At 59.9% G+C, this 23405-nt stretch carries 20 protein-coding genes and 1 pseudogene; 19 read left to right on the top strand and 2 right to left on the bottom strand.

Features of this window, described 5'->3' with window-relative positions:
• The first annotated feature begins 201 nt into the window (after positions 1–201).
• Complete coding sequence (locus NJC38_RS00265) at positions 202–666, top strand: hypothetical protein (protein WP_253110188.1); 465 nt, start codon at positions 202–204, stop codon at positions 664–666.
• Between the two features lie 116 nt (positions 667–782).
• Here the strand turns inward: NJC38_RS00265 and NJC38_RS00260 are convergent, their stop codons facing one another.
• Positions 783–2930 (bottom strand): autotransporter outer membrane beta-barrel domain-containing protein, encoded by a 2148-nt coding sequence (locus tag NJC38_RS00260; protein WP_253110185.1) that lies wholly within the window; start codon positions 2928–2930, stop codon positions 783–785.
• 385 nt (positions 2931–3315) lie between these two features.
• On the opposite strand from NJC38_RS00260, the gene NJC38_RS00255 reads away from it, so the two are divergent.
• The 3 genes from NJC38_RS00255 (at position 3316) to NJC38_RS00245 (ending at position 8713) form a co-directional block, all read left to right on the top strand.
• Positions 3316–5154, top strand: a complete 1839-nt coding sequence (locus NJC38_RS00255; RefSeq protein WP_253110182.1) for a hypothetical protein — start codon at positions 3316–3318, stop codon at positions 5152–5154.
• A 59-nt stretch (positions 5155–5213) separates the two neighbouring features.
• Positions 5214–8153: an Ig-like domain-containing protein gene (locus NJC38_RS00250; RefSeq protein WP_253110179.1), complete on the top strand. Its 2940-nt coding sequence runs from the start codon at positions 5214–5216 to the stop codon at positions 8151–8153.
• Between the two features lie 80 nt (positions 8154–8233).
• A complete protein-coding gene (locus tag NJC38_RS00245; RefSeq protein ID WP_253110163.1) occupies positions 8234–8713 on the top strand; it encodes a hypothetical protein in 480 nt (159 codons plus the stop codon).
• Here NJC38_RS00245 and NJC38_RS00240 read toward each other — a convergent pair.
• On the bottom strand, positions 8710–9399 hold the full coding sequence (locus NJC38_RS00240) for an alpha/beta family hydrolase (protein ID WP_253110160.1): 690 nt from the start codon (positions 9397–9399) through the stop codon (positions 8710–8712). The genes NJC38_RS00245 and NJC38_RS00240 overlap by 4 nt on opposite strands.
• 85 nt (positions 9400–9484) lie before the next feature.
• Between NJC38_RS00240 and ccoN (NJC38_RS00235) the strand changes: the two genes are divergently transcribed.
• The 15 genes and pseudogenes from ccoN (NJC38_RS00235) to hemN all read left to right on the top strand — a co-directional run bounded on the left by ccoN (NJC38_RS00235) (position 9485) and on the right by hemN (position 23352).
• The gene (gene ccoN, locus NJC38_RS00235; RefSeq protein WP_045489866.1) at positions 9485–10909 is read left to right on the top strand and encodes a cytochrome-c oxidase, cbb3-type subunit I; all 1425 of its coding nucleotides are present in this window, start codon (positions 9485–9487) and stop codon (positions 10907–10909) included.
• A 10-nt stretch (positions 10910–10919) separates the two neighbouring features.
• Entirely contained in the window at positions 10920–11528 is a 609-nt protein-coding gene (gene ccoO, locus NJC38_RS00230) for a cytochrome-c oxidase, cbb3-type subunit II (protein WP_045489864.1), read from the top strand.
• A gap of 3 nt (positions 11529–11531) precedes the next feature.
• The gene (locus tag NJC38_RS00225) at positions 11532–11729 is read left to right on the top strand and encodes a cbb3-type cytochrome c oxidase subunit 3 (RefSeq protein WP_045489862.1); all 198 of its coding nucleotides are present in this window, start codon (positions 11532–11534) and stop codon (positions 11727–11729) included.
• Positions 11726–12673, top strand: coding sequence for a cytochrome-c oxidase, cbb3-type subunit III (gene ccoP / locus NJC38_RS00220; RefSeq protein ID WP_045489860.1), 948 nt, complete (start codon positions 11726–11728; stop codon positions 12671–12673). The genes NJC38_RS00225 and ccoP (NJC38_RS00220) overlap by 4 nt, the downstream gene beginning before the upstream one ends.
• Positions 12674–12894: 221 nt before the next feature.
• Complete coding sequence (ccoN, locus tag NJC38_RS00215) at positions 12895–14343, top strand: cytochrome-c oxidase, cbb3-type subunit I (RefSeq protein ID WP_162484336.1); 1449 nt, start codon at positions 12895–12897, stop codon at positions 14341–14343.
• Positions 14340–14948, top strand: coding sequence for a cytochrome-c oxidase, cbb3-type subunit II (ccoO, locus tag NJC38_RS00210; protein ID WP_253110144.1), 609 nt, complete (start codon positions 14340–14342; stop codon positions 14946–14948). The genes ccoN (NJC38_RS00215) and ccoO (NJC38_RS00210) overlap by 4 nt, the downstream gene beginning before the upstream one ends.
• A 4-nt stretch (positions 14949–14952) precedes the next feature.
• Positions 14953–15129, top strand: coding sequence for a cbb3-type cytochrome c oxidase subunit 3 (locus NJC38_RS00205; protein ID WP_253110141.1), 177 nt, complete (start codon positions 14953–14955; stop codon positions 15127–15129).
• On the top strand, positions 15126–16088 hold the full coding sequence (gene ccoP, locus NJC38_RS00200; RefSeq protein ID WP_253110138.1) for a cytochrome-c oxidase, cbb3-type subunit III: 963 nt from the start codon (positions 15126–15128) through the stop codon (positions 16086–16088). The genes NJC38_RS00205 and ccoP (NJC38_RS00200) overlap by 4 nt, the downstream gene beginning before the upstream one ends.
• Positions 16089–16261: 173 nt before the next feature.
• Positions 16262–16414: pseudogene (locus tag NJC38_RS00195) on the top strand (type II toxin-antitoxin system VapC family toxin); the annotation flags it as partial.
• Positions 16415–16576: 162 nt separating this feature from the next.
• Entirely contained in the window at positions 16577–17992 is a 1416-nt protein-coding gene (ccoG, locus tag NJC38_RS00190; protein WP_253110119.1) for a cytochrome c oxidase accessory protein CcoG, read from the top strand.
• A gap of 15 nt (positions 17993–18007) precedes the next feature.
• On the top strand, positions 18008–18535 hold the full coding sequence (locus NJC38_RS00185; RefSeq protein ID WP_253110088.1) for a FixH family protein: 528 nt from the start codon (positions 18008–18010) through the stop codon (positions 18533–18535).
• Positions 18536–18573: 38 nt separating this feature from the next.
• Positions 18574–21042: a heavy metal translocating P-type ATPase gene (locus tag NJC38_RS00180; RefSeq protein WP_253111344.1), complete on the top strand. Its 2469-nt coding sequence runs from the start codon at positions 18574–18576 to the stop codon at positions 21040–21042.
• Complete coding sequence (gene ccoS / locus NJC38_RS00175; protein ID WP_045489846.1) at positions 21021–21221, top strand: cbb3-type cytochrome oxidase assembly protein CcoS; 201 nt, start codon at positions 21021–21023, stop codon at positions 21219–21221. Before NJC38_RS00180 ends, ccoS begins: the two co-directional genes overlap by 22 nt.
• A complete protein-coding gene (locus tag NJC38_RS00170; RefSeq protein ID WP_045489844.1) occupies positions 21214–21888 on the top strand; it encodes a sulfite exporter TauE/SafE family protein in 675 nt (224 codons plus the stop codon). The genes ccoS and NJC38_RS00170 overlap by 8 nt, the downstream gene beginning before the upstream one ends.
• 81 nt (positions 21889–21969) lie before the next feature.
• Positions 21970–23352, top strand: a complete 1383-nt coding sequence (gene hemN / locus NJC38_RS00165; RefSeq protein ID WP_253110085.1) for an oxygen-independent coproporphyrinogen III oxidase — start codon at positions 21970–21972, stop codon at positions 23350–23352.
• The last annotated feature ends 53 nt before the right edge of the window (positions 23353–23405 follow it).

Genomic DNA, 23405 nt, shown 5'->3' with positions numbered 1-23405 from the left:
CCTGCACAATCGGAAAACCCTTTAACTACGGGGCTATGCTAGACGCCACTAATAGCCACCGAGAAATAATTGAAATATCCAGAAACACCAAAACAAAAACCGCTCAAGAAAACCATCATTTTGGCATCTCTTGATCAAAGCACTGACAGATGGATTAAATATCCCCGCACAATCGCAACCACTCACAACATAGAGGCTCTAATGGACGACATAGAAAAAAACACAACCAACACTGGCAAGCCACTCGCCACCACTCAGGAACAACAAACCATCAAACGCCAGTTCATTAAAGACCCTGATCTGCTGCGCTCATTGCCGACCATTTCAGCCAGTCTCAAAGCGCCACAATTGCCCAACGCCAACCCCGAAGCCATCACCCTGGAACAGGCCAATAGCGGCGTCACCGTACTGATTCCGGGCTCGCCACAGATGCGCAAGGAAGACGTCATTCTGTTCTACTGGGGCAACCATGAATGCTACCAACCCCTGCATCACAACAGCGGCGATCAGGACGTCGTCTGGCTGCTATGCCTGGCATATCCACTGATCGACCGACCGCAATACGGCACTTTGAACCTGTACTACGAGGTTTATCGCGCTGACCAGTTGATCGGCACATCACCCGTCCTGCAAGTGGTCGTGGAGCAGCCAACGACCATCGGCTAAAGCACAAAGCCCCCGGTGATCACTCACCGGGGGCTTTGCTCAACCAAGGTTCAGATGGATGCCTCTAACAACGCAGGCGAGGCCGCCTGCAGGCAGAGTTTAAAGATGCCCTATTGTCAGAATGCAAAACGCAGCCCCACATTAGCCCCCCAGGGTTGCTCGACCCGCTTGCCGTTCATGTAATCGAAATCGGCATGCAACTGCAGGCGCTCAGACAACGACACCGACACCCCGGCGCCGACCTCCATCCGCGACCCGGACAGGTCGTTGTCAAAGTGACGATCATTGACCTTCACCTCATTATTGCGTGAGAACTCCTGGGCTGCGGCCAGCCGCACATAGGGTTGCAATACGCCACCGTCCTTGAGCGCAATATCCCGCCCCAACGAGGCACCGGCCTTGGCCAGCACCGATCGGGTGTGGCTGTTATCGGCCCGCAAACCATTGTCCATCCGGTAGCCCTCGCCCTGCACATCCACCATTGCCAGTTGCGTATACGGCTCGACGAACCAGCCATCGGCCAGGCGGATCTGGCGGCCAAATTCCAGTGAAGCGCCCACCGCGGTATTGTCGTAATCGCCCTTGGCCCTGGTATTGTCACTCATCGCCACCTTGGCTTTGTTACGCAGCCGGTTGAGCTTGAGCACCGCATCCAGGTAGTAGCCCTGCTCACTCAACCAGGTGCCATAGGTGCCGACATACACACTGTCAATCGTGCCGCTGGAGCCGCGACTCAAATCCAGATCCGACTGGCTATGACCCGCCATCACACCCAGCGACAACTGACCATTGCCCACCGGTACCGGCACATCGGCTCCCAGACTGAAGCCTTGCTGCTTGTGCCGGTAATCGATGCCGTCACTGGTCGAGGCCTCGAACCGGTTGCCATAGGCGCGCATCCAGCCGCCGCCCAGACCGGTGCCGCGCACCTCCCCCATACGGCTGCGCAGGGTCGACAGCTCACCCATCCACACCACCGGTGCAGCATTGAACAACGCCAAAGCGCTGCCCGTGGAAGGGCTGATGGTTTTGTCCTGGCCGACAATGAACCAGTCATTGCCCTGCTGCTCCAGACCATAGGAGTAAACCCCCAGGTCAACGCGATCACCGATCAGGTTGAACTGAGCGTTGCCGCCCTCGGTGTGCACCACCCGCAGCGGCTGCAGATCCGGCGAAACCACCTCAAGGCCGGTGTTCTGCACCCGCAAACCGAATTGCCCGTTGGCCTGACCATTGACGTTCAGCAGATCGCCAATACCGTGGTCCAGATCGACCCGCATAGCGAAATTACCATGCCCCGAGAGCTCGTTCAGCGACAGCGTTTTGAAGGCCCCGTCACCAAAACCGACCGCACCGCCATCCATGTTCAGCGTCTTGAGGCTGTTATCCCCGGTCATTTGCCAATAGCCACCGGAAGCCAACGCCAACCGGTTGCCGTTGATGATATTGCCGGTGAGTTGCGCGTTGTTTTGTAGCGTGATGTTTAGGGTGCTGGTTTCATCGGCGACCAGATTGCCGGTCAGGCGGCTGTTGTCGACGGTAAAATGGGTGGTGCTTTGATTGAAGGTTTCTAGAAGGTTGCCATTGCCGGAGAGTAAAATAGAGCCAGCACTGATATCAATATCGGCTTTGTGAGCGATTCCATCCCGCCCTTCTACCCTGATCGCAGCCCCCTTAAAAGACTCAAGAGTAGAGTTGTTAACCTGAACTTTTCCGTAGTTGTAATTAACTCCGACAGCTGTCTCAGGATGAGTCATGTAAATCGCATACTCATCGCCTGTTATGTGGCTACCGCGAGAAATACTTGCCTCCCCCCCCAAAACGCCAATCCCCCAACCTGACCAATGGTCGAAAACGCCTCCGGTCCCAAAGACCTTTACATTTTCCAAATAAGCATAGCTAAACGCTACGCTTAGCCCAGCCCCATGACCAGCGAGCACGCTATCGGTGATATAAGCTCGAAACCCATTATGAAGAGTCAGTCCAATCGCGCGCTCGTTGGTTATAGATGAATCGCTGACAGTCAGCCTTCCTTTGCCACCAATTTGCATTCCACCAAATATTCGGGTACCACGCTCAACATCTACATCAGAGTTCATCACTGACATGTGCTTTATTTCAGCTCCTGTCGCCAATACGTATGCCCCATTAATCACACTGTAAGACTCAACCGGATAAGAGGCATCAATGGTAAAACGCTCATTATCTATAGGCACCCAATAGGCACTACTTTCAGCCATCAAAGGAGCACAGACCAACATCATCCCACCTCCAAGCCCGCTCCTAAAACGCTTTTTTTGCATTGTATTAACGCTCAATCCTTTACTCACTCTAATTAAACAGATGACAGCCTCACTCTAGAGATCAGAAACGTCCTTCAGACCGTCCTACATTTCCATATTTTGTAGTCTTTTTCCTAGCCTCCAAGCCAATCTCTCCTACAGAAAAAAGACTCCATAAACACTTGCAAAAAACAGCACCGACTATTTTCTAAAAAACCCCTGGAGGCTCCAAAAAAATCATTGACACAGAAAGATAGTTGCGATTACGTAATTAACAGTTGCGAAGACCTTCACTCATGAAAGTGACATCTCAACTTATAGACATACAGTTATTTTCAAATACCATTCACAAACCAGGAACAACAACATGAATAATAGCCACATCAACAAACGTGCTCGACGCCCCAAGCTTCTTAAAGAGCTAATTATTCCACCACCGCTGGTCCCGATTGCTGACCCAGTAGATGGTTTGATCAAGACAGCTGACCTTGCATCAGACATTACCGTTGAGTTCCCTCTGTGGGAGGGCGCCAGAGAGAACGACACTTACCAGCTGCGATTGAATGATCATACAGTCGGGATAGAGGGTTTGCTTAAGCCAGTCCCCCCTATCGGAACAATCTTGCAACTCGATATCCCCGTAGACACTGAGTTGCAAGCAGACGGCGCCTACAAACTTGATTACGTGGTAACTGGTTTCCCAGGAGGCGTGCCCGATGAGTCACCGGCTACAACAATTATTGTCGACCGGACCCCGCCCGGCACTCACCAGCTCGGTTATATGGATTTCCCTGCTGAAGCCAAGGATGGCCTTACCGCCGAAGAACTACTTAACATGGGGGATGTACTGACAGGCAGTATCTTCGGCTACTCCGGCCTGCAGCGCGGCGATGTAATCAAATCATATTGGGGAGAGGTACCTGGCCCGGAACTTATTTTGAGCGGTGAGGAAGATGAAAATGATTCTATTGATATTGGCTTTACCAAAGCATTTCTTGGAAGCCTCCCGAACCCTGCAGGCGCGACCTATTACACCGTGACTGACCGGGCAGGAAACACCTCGGCCGACTCAAAGAAAATTACAATCCCACTGTTCCTGACAGAAATCACACCCGACCTGCCTGCGCCAGTGATTGACGACAATGATGGTTTAATCACTCACATTGAAGCTCTGAACGGTATTGAAGTAAAAATCCCAAGCTCCGAGATCATCATGGATGGAGATCAAATCGTCCTGCATTGGGGGAGTGAATTGCTGGGTCCCGTTCCCGTTGCTCCGGAAGATCTTGAGGAGCCTTTCATCCTGATTTTCGACGTCGAGTATCGCACCATTGAAATCGCTGGAGATGGTGTCATTCAGCTTAAATATGAAGTTCTAAGAGAAGGCCATCCTGTCGGCATTTCAACCCAACTTCCAGTCAACGTTCACATCACACTCCCCGTCCCAACGCCTTTAAGTAGCCCAATCATCAAGGGTGCCAGCAGCACGCCAAGCAACGAAGACAACTTCATCGATGAAAATGACTTCGAGCTAAACGCGACCATCATGATTAATTGGAACCCCGGCTTCAAGGCTTCACAGCTGATAACTGTATTCTGGGAGGGGGTAACGGTGCTTGAACAACCTTACCTCATCACCAATACCGACGTCGTCGCCGGTCGCCCGCTGCTCTTAACTGCACTGAACTCGCTATTCACGCCTGTCGGCACAGGAAGTGACATTCGGGTTAATTACACAGTCTCGTCATCGGGTAATCCAAACGTATCAACTTCTGAAACGCAGTCAATCGTCGTCCAATCCAAGGATGAACTTCCGGGCGGCCCTGACGGCCCCGCAGCACCCGAGTTTACTGCAATTGGTGATAACAACACCCTCAACCGTATCAATAGCATCAATGGTGCACCTGTATTTATCAAGCCCTATCTAAATATCGCACCAGGACAAACTGTCCATTTCATCTACGAGGCTTATGACAGCTTGGTCGGCGGCGAAGTTAAATTTGAATGGACACACACATCGGCCGAGCTAACAGAAAACGAAGTCCAAAATGGTTACCACTTGCTTATCCCTCGCAGCATTTTGAATCAGCATTGCTTCGGCCACACCGAAGCTCACTTCAAAGTCAGAAGCGACAAAGGTCAAGGAAATTCGAAGAAGCAAAATAGTTTTGTAGACATGCGTGAATTTGGCATCTGCCCAATTTAACCCCTCAGAAAAGAGGTGAGTTCAGCTCACCTCTTCCTCAACGATAAAGACCAATCATTATGAATACCACAAGAGCCTTGCCCGAACTGAACATCCTGAGTCATTATCCGGAAGGTGTCGGCGATACTGACGTGGCCGACCCGTCAAAATCACTTGAGGTTCTCATCGGCCCCCTTCTTCTAAGCCAACAAGATCGCCTCGATCTTTTTTGGGGAAATAGTGAATTACCGGTGGATAGCTATATTCACTCTCCTGACGCACCAAATACCAATGGCATTTTCTCGTTGTACGTCGATCCACGGTGGATCCAGTCAGGCACCACCCATGTCAGATACATCTACACGCCCTATCCTGCGAATATTCCTGAACCCTCCCCCATCAAAACCGTCACCGTTAAACTCTCCATCCCCGGCGGTCGGGACCCTGACCCCGAATCGCCTTACGAAAACGAAAAACTGCCCAAGCCTGCCGTTAATCCCCCAGGCGTTATCATCTCGCCAGACGGGGTTTCGGTCACGGTATTGCCATGGGAAAACATGAGTGAAGGCGATCTGCTTTCAGTTTACTGGCATGGCCTTCAAGTGCGTGTGCCTGCGCTGCAACTCGGGCAGGTCGGTCTTCCGGTGGTGGTGGATATTCCCCGTGAGGTGGTCATCGAAGCCGGTGACTCGGAAAACATCGTGGTGCGCTACGACATTCGTGATGTGGTGAACAACTGGTCGCGCTTCTCACTGCCAACTTATGTGGAGGCCGAGGCCGGTAATTCGACGCTGCCTGCCCCCATCGCGCCTCAGGCTCCGAACATGGAACTGGATCTGGATAAGTTGGGCGGTGCTGGCGTTCAAGCGCTGGTGTTGGCCAATGCGAACATCGGCATTGGCGACATCATCCAGTTCACTGTCGAACGTAATACTGCCGAGGGTATTGCACTGCAGCCTTATACCGATACAAGGCAGGTCAGCATTCCGGGCAGCTTTGTCGAATTTTTGATCCCCAATGAACAGTTTCAGCCGATTGCTCAGGGTCGTGCGCGGCTGAAGTATGTGGTGAGAAAAGCATCCGGCGAGCAACTGCGCTCCAAGAGCTTGCCGCTAAGCATCCTGGGCCGTGCGCAGGAGTTGGCGCTGCCAGTCGTTCCTGCTGCGGTGAACGGTTTGCTGGATCCAACCTTGCGCAAGGTGATCGCTCAGGTTCCGGCCTACCATTTCATGGCCGATGGACATGATGTGACGCTGGTATGGAGGGGTAAGACCGCCAGTGGGTCTACGGTGGTTCACGAAGAAGTCAAAAATCTCAATCAGGCGGATGTCGGCAAGACTCTGGAATTCCTGATCCCGGATGAGAAAGTCATCACGCTGGCCGGGGGGACGCTGGAAGTCAATTACACCGTCAGCACCTTTGCCAAGGAATTTTTCAAGTCTCCTGTCCTGCATCTGCTGGTCGACACCGATCACAACGATCTGTTGCCCGCCCCGCAGGTGGATAAGGTCAATGAAGAGGGCGTGCTTGACCCGGACGACGTGGTGCTTGAAGCCGTGGTCAGGGTGCTGCCTTATCAGGCCATGGCGGTGGGCGACCGGGTCGCGGTGCACTGGGATGGCCGCAATGCGGATGGCAGCTATAACACTTACACGGTGATCAACAGCGGTACCGTGAACAAAGAGGTCATCTTCAGGGTGCCACGCAGCTTCGTTATCGCCAACCTCAATGGCAGCATCGACGTCTGGTATGACGTGCAGCGCGGCGGTCGGACATCGGCATCGGTCAAGCAACGGATCAGCATTCGGCAAACGGCGCCTGCCCCATTGCCCACCCCAACAGTAAAAGAAGCACAAGGCAACCAGCTCGACCCCGCCCTTGCGCCTTACGGTGCCACTGCCCAGGTCGCAGCCAGTGCCGACTTGCGAGTCGGTGACCGGGTAACCATGACCTGGCAAGGCCCCAAGGGCAGTGACAGCAAGGAAAAAACCATTGCTCAGGACGAGGCCGGCAAGCCGCTGGCGTTGCTGTTCGCCTATGCCTTGGTCATCGCCAATGCCGGTCAGACTGTGGCCATTGCCTACACCGTGAACCGGGTCAATGGCCAGGTTCAGACTTCCGAAACCCTTAACCTGCATATTCTCGACCGGCTCGATGACCTGCCGGCCCCGAGCATGGACACTGTCGGGGCCGACGGTGTGGTGGACCCGGCGCGCATCCCTGAGTCGGGCGCCACGGTGCGGGTGCGCTATCCGGGTATGAGCAGTGATGACCGGGTGGTGGTCAACTGGCGCGGTGCGGTGCATCAGGACACGCCCGAGCAAAGTGTCGGCAACCAGCCTGAGTTGTTGTTCAAGCTGCCCAAAGCGCTGATCCTGGCCAGTATAGGCAGCACGGCAACCCTGGGCTATACCGTCACCCGGGCCGGTCGCCCGCAGAGCTCGGCACCGTTGTGGCTGACCGTTCGTCAAGGCTTGAGCCTGGACACCCGGCCGGTGACGCTGGACGGCAAGGTGTACCTGCTACCCGGCACGCCCGACCTGCTGCCGAATATGCCGGCGGGCACGACGGTTCAGCGTACCGCCAGTGGCGGCCAGGCGCCTTACACCTATAGCACCAGCAATCCGTTGGTGGCCAAGGTCGATGGCAACGGGTTGGTGACCGTCCGTGGCAAAGGCATCGCACATATCACGGCAACCGACAGCCGCGGAGAAAAACTCAGCTATCAGGTTACCGTGACCGGGGTGATTCATGCGCTGGGCTTGGGCAACGGCAGCGTTGCCACGGTTGTCGCGGCGGCCACTCAACTGGGCGCACGGCTGTGTTCGATCCATGAATTGCGGGAGTTGCACACTGCCTATGGCAGTCGCTGGCCGATGGGCAACGCCTTGTACTGGTCGTCAACCGTCGCCCAACAGAACCTGGCGGGCTGGCAGTGGTTCTTCCTGAAAAACCTGGTGACCGGTACAGAAACCAACCTGCTGCACCATAAACCCGCGCTGGGGGTTGGCCTGCGCTGACCGCTACTCACACCACAGCAAGGCGCTACCGACTAGGTAGCGCCCTTTTGTTCGTCTTTATTATTGCCATGATGCATACCATGCCCGAACTCTGTACCCGCCACCCCGGTAATGTCCCGCCGGTTATCAACCCTGAGCTTTTCCGTGTTTGTGTCAATGGCACGCCGGTCCATATCGACGCGCTGCTCGGCTGCCTGACCTTGCGCCCGGAACTGTCCCAACCCAGCGGCCACTGGATCTGGAAGATCATCGCCAAAGGCAAAGCCGGCCGAATGCGCGTCAGTATTGGTCTTTATCTGGACCACGATCTGCAGCCGGGCCACCACGCCCTGGTAGGCAACCCGAAAATCCAGGTGGTCTATAACGACACGCCCAACGCCCGCAACCGGATCTATCACTCCCGGCATCTGCAAAGTGGCACCCTGAACTTACAGAGGGTTGATCGGGAACACCGCCACTTGCAGGGTGAATTCGAGTTCGGGATTTCCGCGCTCGGCTTTCGGGTCAGTGGCGGGCGCTTCAATTTGCCGTGTCCGTGGCAGGCTGAGCCACAACGTTAGCGGCGCAAGAATCGGGCAATGCGTTGCGCCGTTTCGCTCAAGCATTGGGCGTGGCTCAGGCCGCTGGCTTTCAATGGCTTGAGGTCGTGGTCCGCTGTCGGCAACCAATGCACGTCGATGGCGGCCGACAACGCATAACCCTGCACCGCGTCTTTATTACCCAGCGCATCACGCTCGCCTTGCACGATCAGGGTCGGAGTCTGCAGATCGGCCAGATGCGCAACCCGGGGCTTCTCGGGTTTGCCCACTGCATAGAACGGATACCCCAGACACACCAGTGCATCGGCATGCAGCTCATCGGCCAGCAGGCTGGCCATCCGCCCGCCCATCGACTTGCCGCCTACGGCCAGACGCCCAGCGACATGAAGTCGCACCCTGGTATACACCCCACGCCAGACATCAAGCAGTTGGCCTTGCGGGTTAGGTGGCCTTTTGCTGCCTCCGAGCCGCCGCTGAGCCATGTAGGGGAACTCGAAACGCAGCACGTTCACCCCCAGTTCTGCCAGGTATCGGCTCATTTCGCTCATAAATTCGCTATCCATGGGCGCACCAGCGCCATGCGCCAGGATCAGGGTCGGCGGCGTCTGCCCGTCGATGACCGCCCCCCTGGTCCATAACCAGCCCTGGTCATGCGCCCATTGTGCGCATTGATCCCTGTCAATACAGGCAATTAGCCCATTACCCATGCTTGCCTCGCTTCTGATGAGTCTGCCAACACCTTTGGACCGTAGGGCGCTGGCTCCGACCACGCTGGATGGGATACCGCTAAAAATGAATACAACACACCGCTCTGCCTATCACTATCAGGTGGTTCGCCAGTTCGCCATTATGACGGTGGTCTGGGGAATTGTCGGGATGGGGTTAGGCGTTTTTCTGGCTGCACAGCTTGTCTGGCCAGAGTTGAACTTTGATCTGCCATGGACCAGCTTCGGGCGCCTGCGACCGTTGCACACCAACGCCGTGATCTTCGCCTTCGGCGGCTGCGCGCTGTTCGCCAGCTCCTATTACTCGGTGCAGCGCACCTGCCAGACGCCGCTGTTCATGCCCAAACTGGCAGCGTTCACCTTCTGGGGCTGGCAACTGGTGATCGTGCTGGCGGCCATTACCCTGCCGCTGGGCTACACCTCTTCCAAGGAATACGCCGAGCTGGAATGGCCGATCGACATTCTGATCACCATTGTCTGGGTCGCGTACGCCGTGGTGTTCTTCGGCACCCTGGCCACGCGCAAGACCAAACACATCTATGTGGGCAACTGGTTCTTCGGCGGTTTTATCCTGACCGTGGCGATCCTGCACATCGTCAACAACCTGGAACTGCCGGTCAGCCTGACCAAGTCCTACTCGATCTACGCCGGCGCCACCGACGCGATGATCCAGTGGTGGTACGGCCACAACGCCGTGGGCTTTTTCCTCACCGCAGGTTTTCTGGGCATGATGTATTACTTCGTGCCCAAGCAGGCCGAACGTCCGGTGTATTCCTACCGGTTGTCGATCGTGCACTTCTGGGCGCTGATCACCCTGTACATCTGGGCCGGCCCTCATCACCTGCACTACACCGCGCTGCCAGACTGGGCGCAGTCGCTGGGCATGATCATGTCGCTGGTGCTGCTGGCACCGAGCTGGGGCGGAATGATCAACGGCATGATGACCTTGTCCGGCGCCTGGCATAAGTTGCGCAGCGACCCGATCCTGCGCTTTCTGGTGGTGTCGCTGGCGTTCTACGGCATGTCGACCTTTGAAGGGCCGATGATGGCGATCAAGACCGTCAACGCCCTGTCGCACTACACCGACTGGACCATCGGCCACGTACACGCCGGGGCGCTGGGCTGGGTAGCGATGATTTCCATCGGTGCCATGTACCACATGATCCCGCGCCTGTTCGGCCGCCCGGCCATGCACAGCATCGGTTTGATCAACGCGCACTTCTGGCTGGCGACCATCGGCACCGTGCTGTACATCGCCTCGATGTGGGTCAACGGCATCGCTCAGGGCCTGATGTGGCGGGCGATCAACGACGACGGCACGCTCACCTACTCCTTCGTCGAAACCCTGGTGGCCAGCCATCCGGGCTTTATCGTGCGGCTGGTCGGCGGTGCGGTGTTCTTCAGCGGCATGTTGCTGATGGCCTGGAACACCTGGCGCACGGTGCGCGCCGCGCAGCCTGACGAAATCGCATCTGCCGCGCAGATGGCCTGAGGAGAGCGCCATGAAACATGAAGTGATCGAAAAGAACGTCACCCTGCTGATGATCCTGATGGTGCTGGCCGTCAGCATCGGCGGCCTGACCCAGATCGTGCCGCTGTTCTTCCAGGACGTGGTCAACACCCCGGTCGAAGGCATGAAGCCCTACACCGCGCTGCAACTCGAAGGCCGCGACATCTATATCCGTGAAGGCTGCGTGGGTTGCCACTCGCAGATGATCCGCCCGTTCCGCGCTGAAACCGAACGCTACGGGCATTACTCGGTGGCCGGCGAAAGCGTCTGGGAGCACCCGTTCCTGTGGGGCTCCAAGCGCACTGGCCCGGACCTAGCCAGGGTCGGTGGCCGTTACTCGGACGACTGGCACCGTGCCCACCTGTACAACCCGCGCAACGTGGTGCCGGAGTCGAAGATGCCGTCCTATCCCTGGCTGGTGGAGCACCCGGTCGACAGCCGTGACACGGTGGCCAAGCTAAAAGCCATGCGCACGCTGGGCGTGCCATACACCGACAGCGACATCGAAGGCGCCGTGGCCAGCCTCAAGGGCAAGACCGAAATGGACGCGCTGGTCGCCTACCTGCAGGTGCTGGGCACCGCCATCAAGAGCAAGAGGTGAAACATGGACATCGCAGACCTGCGCGGGCTCGGCACCCTGGTGGTGGCCATCGCGTTCCTTGGCATGTCGCTGTGGGTATGCAGCAGCCGCCGCAACGAGGACTTCGCCAAAGCGCGCATGGCGCCCTTTGCCGACGAACCCCTGGCCTCACAGCCGCCAGTCGATAAAGCACAATCCGTTGAGCGGAGTAACCAGCCATGAGTACCTTCTGGAGTATCTACATCAGCGTGCTGACCCTGGGCAGCCTGTTTGGCCTGACCTGGTTGCTGATCGGTACCCGCAAAAGCCAGCCGGCCGACGGCGCCGACAAGACCATGGGGCACAGCTTCGATGGCATCGAGGAATACGACAACCCGCTGCCACGCTGGTGGTTTCAGCTGTTTGTCGGCACCCTGGTGTTCGCGCTGATCTACCTGGTGTTCTACCCAGGCCTGGGCAACTGGAAAGGCATCATGCCCGGTTATGAAAACGGCTGGACCAGCGATGCCGAGTGGCAGAAGGAGATGCAGCAGGCTGACGCAAGGTTCGGCCCGATCTTTGCCCGCTATGCCGCCATGCCGCTTGAGGACGTGGCCAAAGACCCGCAGGCACTGCGCATGGGCGCTCGGCTGTTCGCCTCCAACTGCTCGGTGTGTCACGGCTCCGACGCCAAGGGGGCTTTCGGTTTTCCAAACCTGACCGACGACAACTGGCGCTGGGGCGGCAATGCCGACACCATCAAGGCCAGCATCATGGCCGGGCGCATCGCCGCGATGCCCGCCTGGGGGCCGGTGCTGGGCGAAGAAGGCGTAAAAAATGTTGCAGCCTATGTACGTCACTCACTGGCGGGGCTGCCACTGCCGGAAGGCAATCAGGCTGACCTGGCCGCCGGGCAGCAAGCGTACAGCACTACCTGCGTGGCTTGTCACGGCGCGGGCGGCAAGGGCATGGCGCTGATGGGCGCGCCCGACCTGACCCAGCCAGGCGGTTTTATCTACGGCACCAGCCTGGCGCAACTGCAACAGACTATCCGTCAGGGCCGTCAGGGTCATATGCCGGCGCAGGCTGAGCTGCTCGGTAACGACAAAGTGCAGTTGCTGGCGGCCTATGTCTACAGCCTGTCCAAACCCACCGCAGCGACCCAGGCTCAGGCAGGCGCCCACTGAGACCCTGGCTCCTGTAACCCTGTCTCTTGTGAGAATGACGCACCCCGATCGGGGTGCGTTTTTTTTGCCCGCGATTTAGCCGCACACTGCGCGCTTCCCTCCCCGCATTCGAGGCATTAAGCTGGCCGGCGTTGAATTTTCCAGCACCCTGCTCGTCCATTGCGAATGTCGCGGTGTTCGGCTGCCTTGTTGTCGTTTCTTCAGGAGTTTTGACCCCCTTAATGAATAGCACCGCCTACAACTACAAGGTGGTCCGCCAGTTCGCCATCATGACGGTGGTCTGGGGGATCGTGGGCATGGGGCTCGGGGTGTTCATCGCCGCGCAACTGGTCTGGCCGCAATTGAACCTCGACCTGGAGTGGACGACCTTCGGCCGGCTGCGGCCGTTGCACACCAACCTGGTGATCTTCGCTTTCGGCGGCTGTGCGCTGTTTGGCACCTCCTATTACGTGGTGCAGCGCACCTGCCAGACACGGCTGATGTCCGACCGGCTGGCGGCCTTTACTTTCTGGGGCTGGCAGGCGGTGATTGTCGCAGCATTGATCAGCCTGCCGATGGGCTACACCACGACCAAGGAATACGCCGAGCTGGAATGGCCCATCGCAATCTTGCTGGCGGTGGTCTGGGCGGTATACGCCACTGTATTTTTCGGCACCCTGATGCGTCGCCGCACGCCGCATATTTATGTCGCCAACTGGTTTTACGGTGCGTTCATTGTGGTGACCCTGATGCTGCACGTGGTCAATCACCTGGCCGTACCGGTCAGCCTGTTCAAGTCATACTCGATCTATGCCGGGGCCACCGACGCGATGATCCAGTGGTGGTACGGCCACAACGCGGTGGGCTTTTTCCTCACCACCGGTTTTCTCGGCATGATGTATTACTTCGTGCCCAAGCAGGCTGAACGCCCGGTGTACTCGTACCGGTTGTCGATCGTGCACTTCTGGGCGCTGATCACCCTGTACATCTGGGCCGGCCCACATCATTTGCACTACACCGCCCTGCCAGACTGGGCACAGTCGCTGGGCATGGTCATGTCGGTGATCCTGCTGGTGCCGAGCTGGGGCGGGATGATCAACGGCATGATGACCCTGTCCGGCGCCTGGCATAAGTTGCGCAGCGATCCGATCCTGCGCTTTCTGGTGCTGTCGCTGGCGTTCTACGGTATGTCGACCTTCGAAGGGCCGATGATGGCGATCAAGACCGTCAACGCCCTGTCGCACTACACCGACTGGACCATCGGCCACGTACACGCCGGCGCGCTGGGCTGGGTGGCGATGATTACCATTGGCGCGACCTATCACATGATCCCGCGGCTGTTTGGCCGCACGGCGATGCACAGCGTCAGTCTGATCCACGCGCATTTCTGGCTGGCGACCATCGGCACGGTGCTCTACATCGCCGCCATGTGGGTCAACGGCATTACCCAGGGGCTGATGTGGCGGGCAGTGAATGCCGACGGCACCCTGAGTTTTTCCTTCGTCGAGTCGGTGGTCGCCAGCCATCCCGGCTATGTGGTGCGGATGATCGGCGGCGCGCTGTTCGCCAGCGGCATGCTGCTGATGGCCTGGAACACCTGGCTCACCGTACGCGGCGCCGACCCGCAGGCCGCCGCCGAGGCCGCGCGCATTCAGGTGTCAAAGGCACCCGCGTCAGGTGCTCAGTCATGAAGCACGAAGTCGTCGAGAAAAACGTCGGGCTGCTGACCCTGTTGATGGTGCTGGCGGTCAGCATTGGCGGTCTGACCCAGATCGTGCCGCTGTTTTTCCAGGACACGGTCAACACCCCGGTGGACGGCATGAAGCCCTACACCGCCCTGCAACTCGAAGGCCGCGACGTCTATATCGCTAACGGTTGCGTGGGCTGTCACTCGCAGATGATCCGCCCGTTTCGTGCTGAAACCGAGCGTTACGGCCATTACTCGGTGGCCGGTGAGAGCGTGTGGGACCATCCGTTTCTATGGGGTTCCAAACGTACCGGGCCGGATCTTGCGCGGGTCGGCGCACGTTACTCGGATGAGTGGCACCGCATTCACCTGATCAACCCGCGCGATGTAGTGCCCGAGTCGAAGATGCCGGCCTACCCGTTCCTCGCCCATAAACCGGTGGACGCCAGCCAGACCGCAAAGAAGATGCAGGCCCTGCGCAGCCTGGGCGTGCCGTATACCGATGCCGATATCGCCGGTGCCCAGGCCGCCGTGACCGGCAAGACCGAACTGGACGCCCTGGTGGCCTACCTGCAAGGTCTGGGCGTGCAGATCAAGAGCAAGAGGTGAGCGCATGGACAGCGGAATGATTCGTGGCCTGGGTACGCTGGTGGTGCTGTTGGCGTTCATCGGCCTGGCGCTCTGGGTGTTCAGTCCCAAACGCAAACAGGACTTCGACGAAGCGACCCTGCTGCCGTTCGCCGACGAGCCCGACAGCCTTGACCCAGACCGCCGGAAGCCCGACGCATGAGCAGCGGCTGGAGCCTGTACGTTACCCTGCTGACCCTCGCAACCCTGGCGGGCCTGACCTGGCTGTTGCTGGCGACCCGCAAGGGCGAGCGCCAGGATCAGACCGATGAAACCCTCAAACACAGCTTTGACGGCATCGAGGAATACGACAACCCGCTGCCGCGCTGGTGGTTCAACCTGTTCATCGCCACCTTGGTGTTCTCGCTGATCTACCTGCTGCTGTATCCGGGCCTGGGCAACTGGCGCGGGCTTTTGCCAGGCTACCAATGGCTGGATGCCGACAATAAAGTGCGCTTCGCCGACGGCCAGCAAGGCTGGAGCGGCGTGCATGAGTGGGAAAAGGAAATGCAGCAGGCCGAGGCGCGTTATGCGCCAACCTTTGCGCGCTTCGCCGCGATGCCGGTCGAGGCCGTCGCCAAAGACCCCGAGGCACTGCAAATGGGTGCGCGCCTGTTCGCCTCCAACTGCTCTGTGTGTCACGGCTCTGACGCCAAGGGCGCCTACGGTTTTCCCGACCTGACTGACGAGCATTGGCGCTGGGGCGGCGATCCGCAATCGATCAAGACCAGCATTCTCAATGGTCGCCAGGCGGTGATGCCGGCCTGGGGCGCGGTGCTCGGCGAGCAAGGGGTGAGAGACGTCGCGGCGTATGTGTACACCGGCCTGGGCCGCGAGCTGCCGGCCGATGCCAAGGCCGACCCGCTGGCCGGCCAGAAGCTCTACGCCACGACCTGCATCGCCTGTCATGGCCCTGAGCTCAACGGCCAGCCGCTGCTCGGCGCGCCGGGCCTGAAGCACCCTGAGGCGTTTATCTACGGCACCAGTTTTGCCCAGTTGCAGGAGAGCATCCGCAATGGGCGCCAGGGACAGATGCCGGCCCAGAAAGCGACTCAGGGTGATGACCGGGTGCATGTGTTGGCGGCTTATATTTATAGCTTGTCGCAGAAACCCGAGCCGTAGCAGATCACCCACCGGAGCCGTGTCATGCCCACTTTCTGAGTACACCGTTCCCGCGTCGGGCTCAAGTAGCCGGCACGACTCTGATCCGGTGGGAGCCAGCTTGCTGGCGAAGGGGCCGGCGAGATCACCGCATCCGCTATGTCTGTATTCGTTGGCAAGCTCGCCCCCCAATGCAATGCGATGCCCTGATCGCCGCCACCGCGCGGGTTCATGGGTTGACGGTGGTGACCCGTAACACTCAGGATCTCCAGCATTGCCGCGTGCCGGTTCTCAACCCATGGGGCAGCCAGTGGCATGAAGATCGGCCCGGCTATTCGTCTATTTAGTGTGTCAATTGATCCAGGTCACCCGCACAGGGCGCCACAAGGGGGCAAAGCGACCCAATGTCGCAGGCCCCTGCCAAGGTCCGGGCGTATCATCGAGGCATAAGAAAGCACTGCTCGACCCGGCCTGAACCGGGCACTTTCGTACTGCCGTGGGACGTTGCGATGAGTCATCGGATACCGCTTCAAGACATTACCCCGCCACCTGACAAGGGCAACAACAGCGTCGAGCTGTACGCCGCCCGTGAAAAGATCCATACCCGGGCGTTCAAGGGTTTGTTCCGCAACCTGCGCATGGCCGGTGGTGCGCTGCTGTTTCTGATCTACTTCGGCACCGTATGGCTCGACTGGAACGGCCGCCAGGCGGTGTGGTGGAACCTGCCGGAGCGCAAGTTCTACATTTTTGGTTCAACCTTCTGGCCCCAGGACTTCATCCTGCTGTCGGGTATCCTGATCGTCGCGGCCTTTGGCCTGTTTTTCATCACCGTCTATGCCGGCCGGGTGTGGTGCGGCTACACCTGCCCGCAAAGCGTGTGGACCTGGATTTTCATGTGGTGCGAGAAGGTCACCGAAGGCGACCGCAACCAACGCATCAAGCTCGACAAGGCGCCGCTGAGTGCCAACAAGCTGCTGCGCAAAGGCGCCAAGCACAGCCTGTGGTTATTGATCGGCATTGCCACCGGCCTGACCTTTGTCGGCTATTTCGCGCCAATCCGTGAGCTGTGCATCGAATTGCTGACCGGCCAGGCCGACGGCTGGGCGTATTTCTGGGTGGCGTTCTTCACCCTGGCCACCTACGGCAACGCCGGCTGGCTGCGTGAGCAGGTGTGCATCCACATGTGCCCGTACTCGCGCTTTCAGAGCGTGATGTTCGACAAGGACACCCTGATCGTCTCCTATGACCCGCGCCGTGGCGAGCAACGCGGCCCGCGGCGCAAACAGGCCGATCACAAGGCCGAGGGCCTGGGTGACTGCATCGACTGTACCTTGTGCGTGCAGGTGTGCCCGACCGGTATCGATATCCGTGACGGCCTGCAAATCGAATGCATTGGTTGCGCGGCCTGTATCGACGCCTGTGACAACGTGATGGACAAGATGAACTACCCGCGCGGGTTGATCAGCTACACCACCGAGCACAACCTGTCCGGCCAGGTCACCAAGACCCTGCGCCCCCGGTTGATCGGTTATGCCGTGGTCTTGCTGGTGATGATCGGCGCGCTGGTCAGCGCGTTCCTGTTGCGCCCGCTGGTGGGCTTCGATGTCAGCAAGGATCGCATGCTGTATCGTGAAAACGCGCAAGGCCGGATCGAGAACGTCTACAGCCTGAAAATCCTCAACAAGGACCAGAAACCGCACAGCTATCTGCTGCAAGCCAGCGGCCTGCCTGACCTGCGCCTGCAGGGTCAACAGGAAATCCGGGTGCCGGCCGGCGAAAGCCTGAGCCTGGCGGTGGAGCTGTCCAGTGCTCCGGAGCAGATGCCGTCGACCACCAACGAGGTGACGTTCACCCTTCAGGATATCGACGACAACAGCAGCCGCGTCGAAGCCAAGAGCCGTTTCATTGGCCCGCAGATTCGCTAACAGGAAGTACTCGACATGCACCTCACCTCCCCCGTCGCCCCCTGGTACCGGCATCGCTGGCCCTGGTTCATCATCGGCCTGCTGGCCTGTTCGGTGACCCTGAGCCTGAGCATGGTGGTGATCGCGGTGAATAACCCGGTCAATCTGGTCAGCGACAATTATTACGACGCCGGCAAGGGCATCAACCGCTCGCTGGAGCGCGAACAACTGGCGGTGGCCCTGAAGCTGCGCGCCAGTCTGCAACTGGACGAACTGACCGGCGAAGTGGACCTGCGCCTGAGCGGCGAGCACCTGCCCGCCACGCTGGAGCTGAACCTGTTGTCGCCAACCCAGCCGGACAAAGACCGTCATGTGGTGCTTAATCGCAGCACGGCCGAGCCCGGCCGTTATGTCGGGCAGCTCGATGACAAGGTCCAGGGACGGCGCTTTATTGAACTGCTGGGCCGCGAGCAGAACCGTACATGGCGGTTGTTCGAAGAGGAATTCATCGCCCAGGGGCGCACTTTGAGCCTGGGTGACGAGCCTTTGCAGGCGGCACCTTGAGCCACCCCGCTGCGTCAGATGCAGTGGCAGACGGCGGCCTGGCTGACCAGCAAGCCTGCGCCACACCCTGCTACCACTGCGACCTGCCAGTGCCCGGCGCCCGCCCTTTCACGACAGTAGTGCTCGGCGAACCTCGGCAGTTCTGCTGCCCCGGCTGCCTGGCCGTGGCCGAGACCATCGTGGCCAGCGGCCTGGAACACTACTACCAGCACCGCAGCGCGGCGGCCAGCAACCCGCAACAACTACCCGACCTGCTGGCCGATGAGCTGCGGCTCTACGACCGGCCCGAGGTCCAGCAAGGCTTCGTCCGCCAGGACGGCCCACTCAGCGACACCACCCTGCTGGTCGAGGGCATCAGTTGCGCGGCCTGCGGCTGGCTGATCGAGCGCCAGTTGCACAGCCTGCCCGGCGTTGCCCACGCACGGCTGAATCTGACGACACATCGTCTGCACCTGAGCTGGGACGCCGCGCAGTTGCCGCTGAGCCAGATTCTCGAACGGCTGCGCCTGATCGGCTACCTCGCGCATCCCTGGCAAGCCGACCAGGCCAGTGAGCAGTTGGCCCGTGAAAACCGCCAGGCCCTGCGCCGCCTTGGCGTGGCCGGCCTGCTGTGGTTTCAGGCGATGATGGCAACCATGGCGACCTGGCCGGAGTTCAATGTCGACCTCAGCGCCGGGATGCATACCATCCTGCGCTGGGTGGCGATGTTTCTCACCACACCGATCGTGTTCTATAGCTGCGCCCCACTGTTCAGCGGTGCACTGCGTGACCTGCGCAACCGGCAATTGAGCATGGACGTATCGGTGTCGCTGGCCATCGGCCTGGCCTACGGCGCAGGGATCTGGACCGCCATCACCGGCAGCGGCGAGCTGTACTTCGATGCCGTAGGCATGTTCGCGCTGTTTCTGCTCTCTGGCCGCTATCTGGAGCGCCGCGCCCGGCAGCGCACCGCCGCAGCCACCACGCAACTGGTCAGGTTGCTGCCGGCGTCATGCCTGCGCCTGACTGCCGATGGCCAGCAGCAACGCATTCTGCTCAGCGAACTGCATCTTGACGACCAGGTGCTGGTACTGCCCGGCGCGGTGCTGCCCGCTGACGGCACGATCATCGAGGGGCATTCGAGCATCGACGAATCACTGCTGACCGGTGAGTACCTGCCGCAACCCCGTAACCCCGGCGATGCGGTCACTGCGGGCACGCTGAACGTCGACAGCCCGCTGACCGTGCAGGTGCGGGCGCTGGGCCAAAACACCCGGCTGTCGGCCATCGTCCGTTTGCTGGAACGCGCCCAGACAGAAAAACCCCGACTGGCACGCTTGGCCGACCGCGCCGCACAGGTTTTTCTGGTCATCTCGCTGGTGGCGGCGGTGCTGATCGGCGCGTTGTGGTGGCAACTGGACGCCGACCGCGCCTTCTGGATTGTCCTGGCCATGCTGGTTGCCACCTGCCCCTGCGCACTGTCGCTGGCCACCCCCACCGCGTTGACCGCCGCCACCGGCAGCCTGCACAGCCTGGGCTTGCTGGTGACCCGTGGCCACGTGCTCGAAGCACTGGAGCAAGTCGACACCGTGATTTTCGACAAGACCGGCACCTTGACCGAAGGTCGCCTGCAACTGCGCCGTGTCTTGCCGCTTGCAGCCCTGGATGCCGATACCTGCCTGGCACTGGCGGCTGCGCTGGAAAGCCGCTCCGAACACCCCATCGCCCGCGCCTTCGGACCTGCCACGCAACGCGCCACGCACACCCAGGCCCATGCCGGAATGGGTCTGGAAGGCCAGGTCGACGGCCGCACCCTGCGCATCGGCCAAGCCGCGTTTGTCTGCGCCCTGAGCGGCCATACGGCGCCGCCCATGCCTGATCAAGCCGGGCAATGGCTGCTGCTGGGCGACCAACACGGGCCGCTGGCCTGGCTGGTGCTCGACGATCGCCTGCGCCGCGATGCCCCGGCGTTGCTCAATGCCTGCCGGGCACGGGGCTGGAAAACCCTGCTGTTGTCGGGCGACAGCTCACCGATGGTCGCCAGCGTGGCCACTGAGCTGGGGATCGATCAATATCAGGGCGGTCTGCGCCCGGCTGACAAACTCGCCGTGCTGCACAGCCTGCATCAGCAAGGTCGCAAGGTGCTGATGCTCGGTGACGGGGTCAACGACGTGCCGGTGCTGGCCGCCGCCGATATCAGCATCGCCATGGGTTCGGCCACCGACCTGGCCAAGACCAGCGCCGATGCCGTACTGCTGTCCAACCGGTTGCAGACGCTGGTTGATGCCCTGCGTCTGGCGCGGCGCAGCAAACGAGTCATCATCCAGAACCTGCTGTGGGCTGCGCTGTACAATGGCCTGATGCTGCCGTTCGCCGCGCTGGGCTGGATCACCCCGGTGTGGGCGGCCATCGGCATGTCGCTCAGTTCACTGGCCGTGGTGCTCAATGCCCTGCGCCTGAGCCGCGTGCCGGCCACCTCCGATTCACCTGTGGTCACGGAGCAAACATGCCTGCGCTCTACATCATGATTCCCGCCGCGCTGTTACTGGTCGCCTTGGCCATCTGGATTTTTTTCTGGGCGGTGGACAGCGGCCAGTACGACGATCTCGACAGCCCGGCGCACAGCATCCTGTTCGACGATCAGGACCCCGGTCACCAGGCCGCGATCCGCCAACAACAGGACAAGGACCGCGACCGGCATGCCTGAAATCCTTGCCCTGCTGGGCTCGGCCGTGATGTTCGGGCTGCTCGGCGGCGGGCATTGCATCGGTATGTGTGGCGGGCTAATGGGCGCGCTGAGCCTGTCCGCCCCGAACCCGCGGCGCTGGCCACTGCTGCTGGCCTATAACCTGGGACGGATCAGCAGCTATGGCCTGGCCGGGCTGCTCACCGGGCTGCTCGGTCACGCGGTGGCCAACGGCCCGGCGGCCATGGTGCTGCGGGTCATCGCCGCCCTGTTGTTAATTGCCATGGGCCTGTACCTGGCCGGCTGGTGGAGCGGCCTGACCCGCATCGAGCGCCTCGGCCGTGGCCTGTGGCGCCATCTGCAACCGCTGGCCAGCCGTTTGCTGCCGATCAGCACCCTGCCCCGCGCCGCCGCGGTGGGTGCACTATGGGGCTGGCTGCCATGCGGGCTGGTGTACAGCGTCCTGCTGTGGGCGGCGATTCAGGGCAATGCACTGACCAGCGCCGCATTGATGCTGGCGTTCGGTCTGGGCACCTGCCCGGTACTGCTGCTTACCGGCGCAGCAGCCGAGCGCACCCGTGCACTGCTGCGCCGCCGTGGCCTGCGCACCGCCGGTGGCCTGCTGGTGATTGGTTTTGGGTTATGGAGCCTGCCAGGCCCGCATCAACACTGGTTGATGGGGCATTGACTGCATTGATGTACATCAAGATCCGCCTGCCCACGCTGATCTAGACTCGGGCATCGCCAGCCTAACCAGGGGAATGCCCGCATGCTCGACGTCATTCGTTGGGATTCTGACCTGATCCGTCGCTACGATCTGGCAGGACCGCGTTACACCTCCTACCCCACCGCCGTGCAGTTCAGCACGCAGGTGGGCACGTTCGACCTGCTGCATGCCCTGCGTGACAGCCGCAAGGCGCGTCGCCCGTTGTCGCTGTACGTGCACATCCCGTTCTGCGCCAACATCTGTTACTACTGCGCCTGCAATAAAGTGATCACCAAGGATCGCAGCCGCGCCCCGGCCTATCTGCAGCGCCTGGAGCATGAAATCAAGACCCTGGCCTGCCATCTGGCACCCGATCAGGTGGTCGAGCAACTGCATCTGGGCGGCGGCACGCCGACCTTTCTCAACCATGGTGAGCTACGCCAATTGATGGCCTGCCTGCGCAGCCACTTCAACCTGCTGGAAGATGACTCCGGTGACTACGGCATCGAAATCGACCCCCGCGAAGCCGACTGGTCGTCCATGGGCTTGCTGCGCGAGCTGGGCTTTAACCGGGTCAGCCTCGGCGTGCAGGACCTGGACCCGGCGGTGCAACGCGCCGTCAACCGCCTGCAAAGCCTGGAGCAAACCCGGGCGATTGTTGAAGCGGCGCGCACCCTGCAGTTTCGCTCGGTCAATATCGACCTGATCTACGGCCTGCCCCTGCAAACGCCGGAAGGCTTCGCGCGCACGGTGGAAGAGATGATCGCCCTGCAGCCAGACCGGCTGTCGGTGTTCAACTACGCCCACCTGCCCGAACGCTTCATGCCGCAGCGGCGCATCGACGATAACGCCCTGCCCAAACCGGAACAGAAACTGCGCATGCTTGAGCGCACCATCGAACAACTGACCGGGGCCGGCTATCGCTACATCGGCATGGACCACTTCGCCCTGCCCGACGACGAACTGGCCATTGCTCAGGAAGAAGGCACGCTACAACGCAATTTCCAGGGCTACACCACTCACGGCCATTGCGACCTGATCGGCCTCGGGGTCTCGGCCATCAGCCAGATCGGTGACCTGTATTGCCAGAACAGCAACGACCTCAGCGACTATCAGAGCCTGCTGGCCAGCGATCAACTGGCGACCAAGCGCGGGCTGCTGTGCAATCAGGACGACCGTATCCGCCGTGCGGTCATCCAGCAACTGATCTGCCACTTCGAACTGGATTTCGCCGCCATAGAGCAAGCCTTTGCCATCGAGTTTCGCAGCTATTTCCATGAACTCTGGCCACCGTTGCTGAACATGTGCCGCGACGGTTTGATCGTGATGGATGACCACGGTATCCGCGTGCTACCGGCCGGTCGGTTGCTGGTGCGCGCCGTGTGCATGCTGTTTGATGCTTATCTCAACCCTGCGAGCAGCCAACGGTTTTCACGCGTCATATGATATCAATAAGACATCAAGGTAGAGCTGCCATGCTGGCCCAAGTCATCACGCCT

This window comes from Pseudomonas sp. 21LCFQ010 (genome assembly GCF_024129905.1).
In the GTDB taxonomy this organism is placed as follows: Bacteria; Pseudomonadota; Gammaproteobacteria; order Pseudomonadales; family Pseudomonadaceae; genus Aquipseudomonas.
This window is presented reverse-complemented; position numbering and strand designations above follow the sequence as displayed.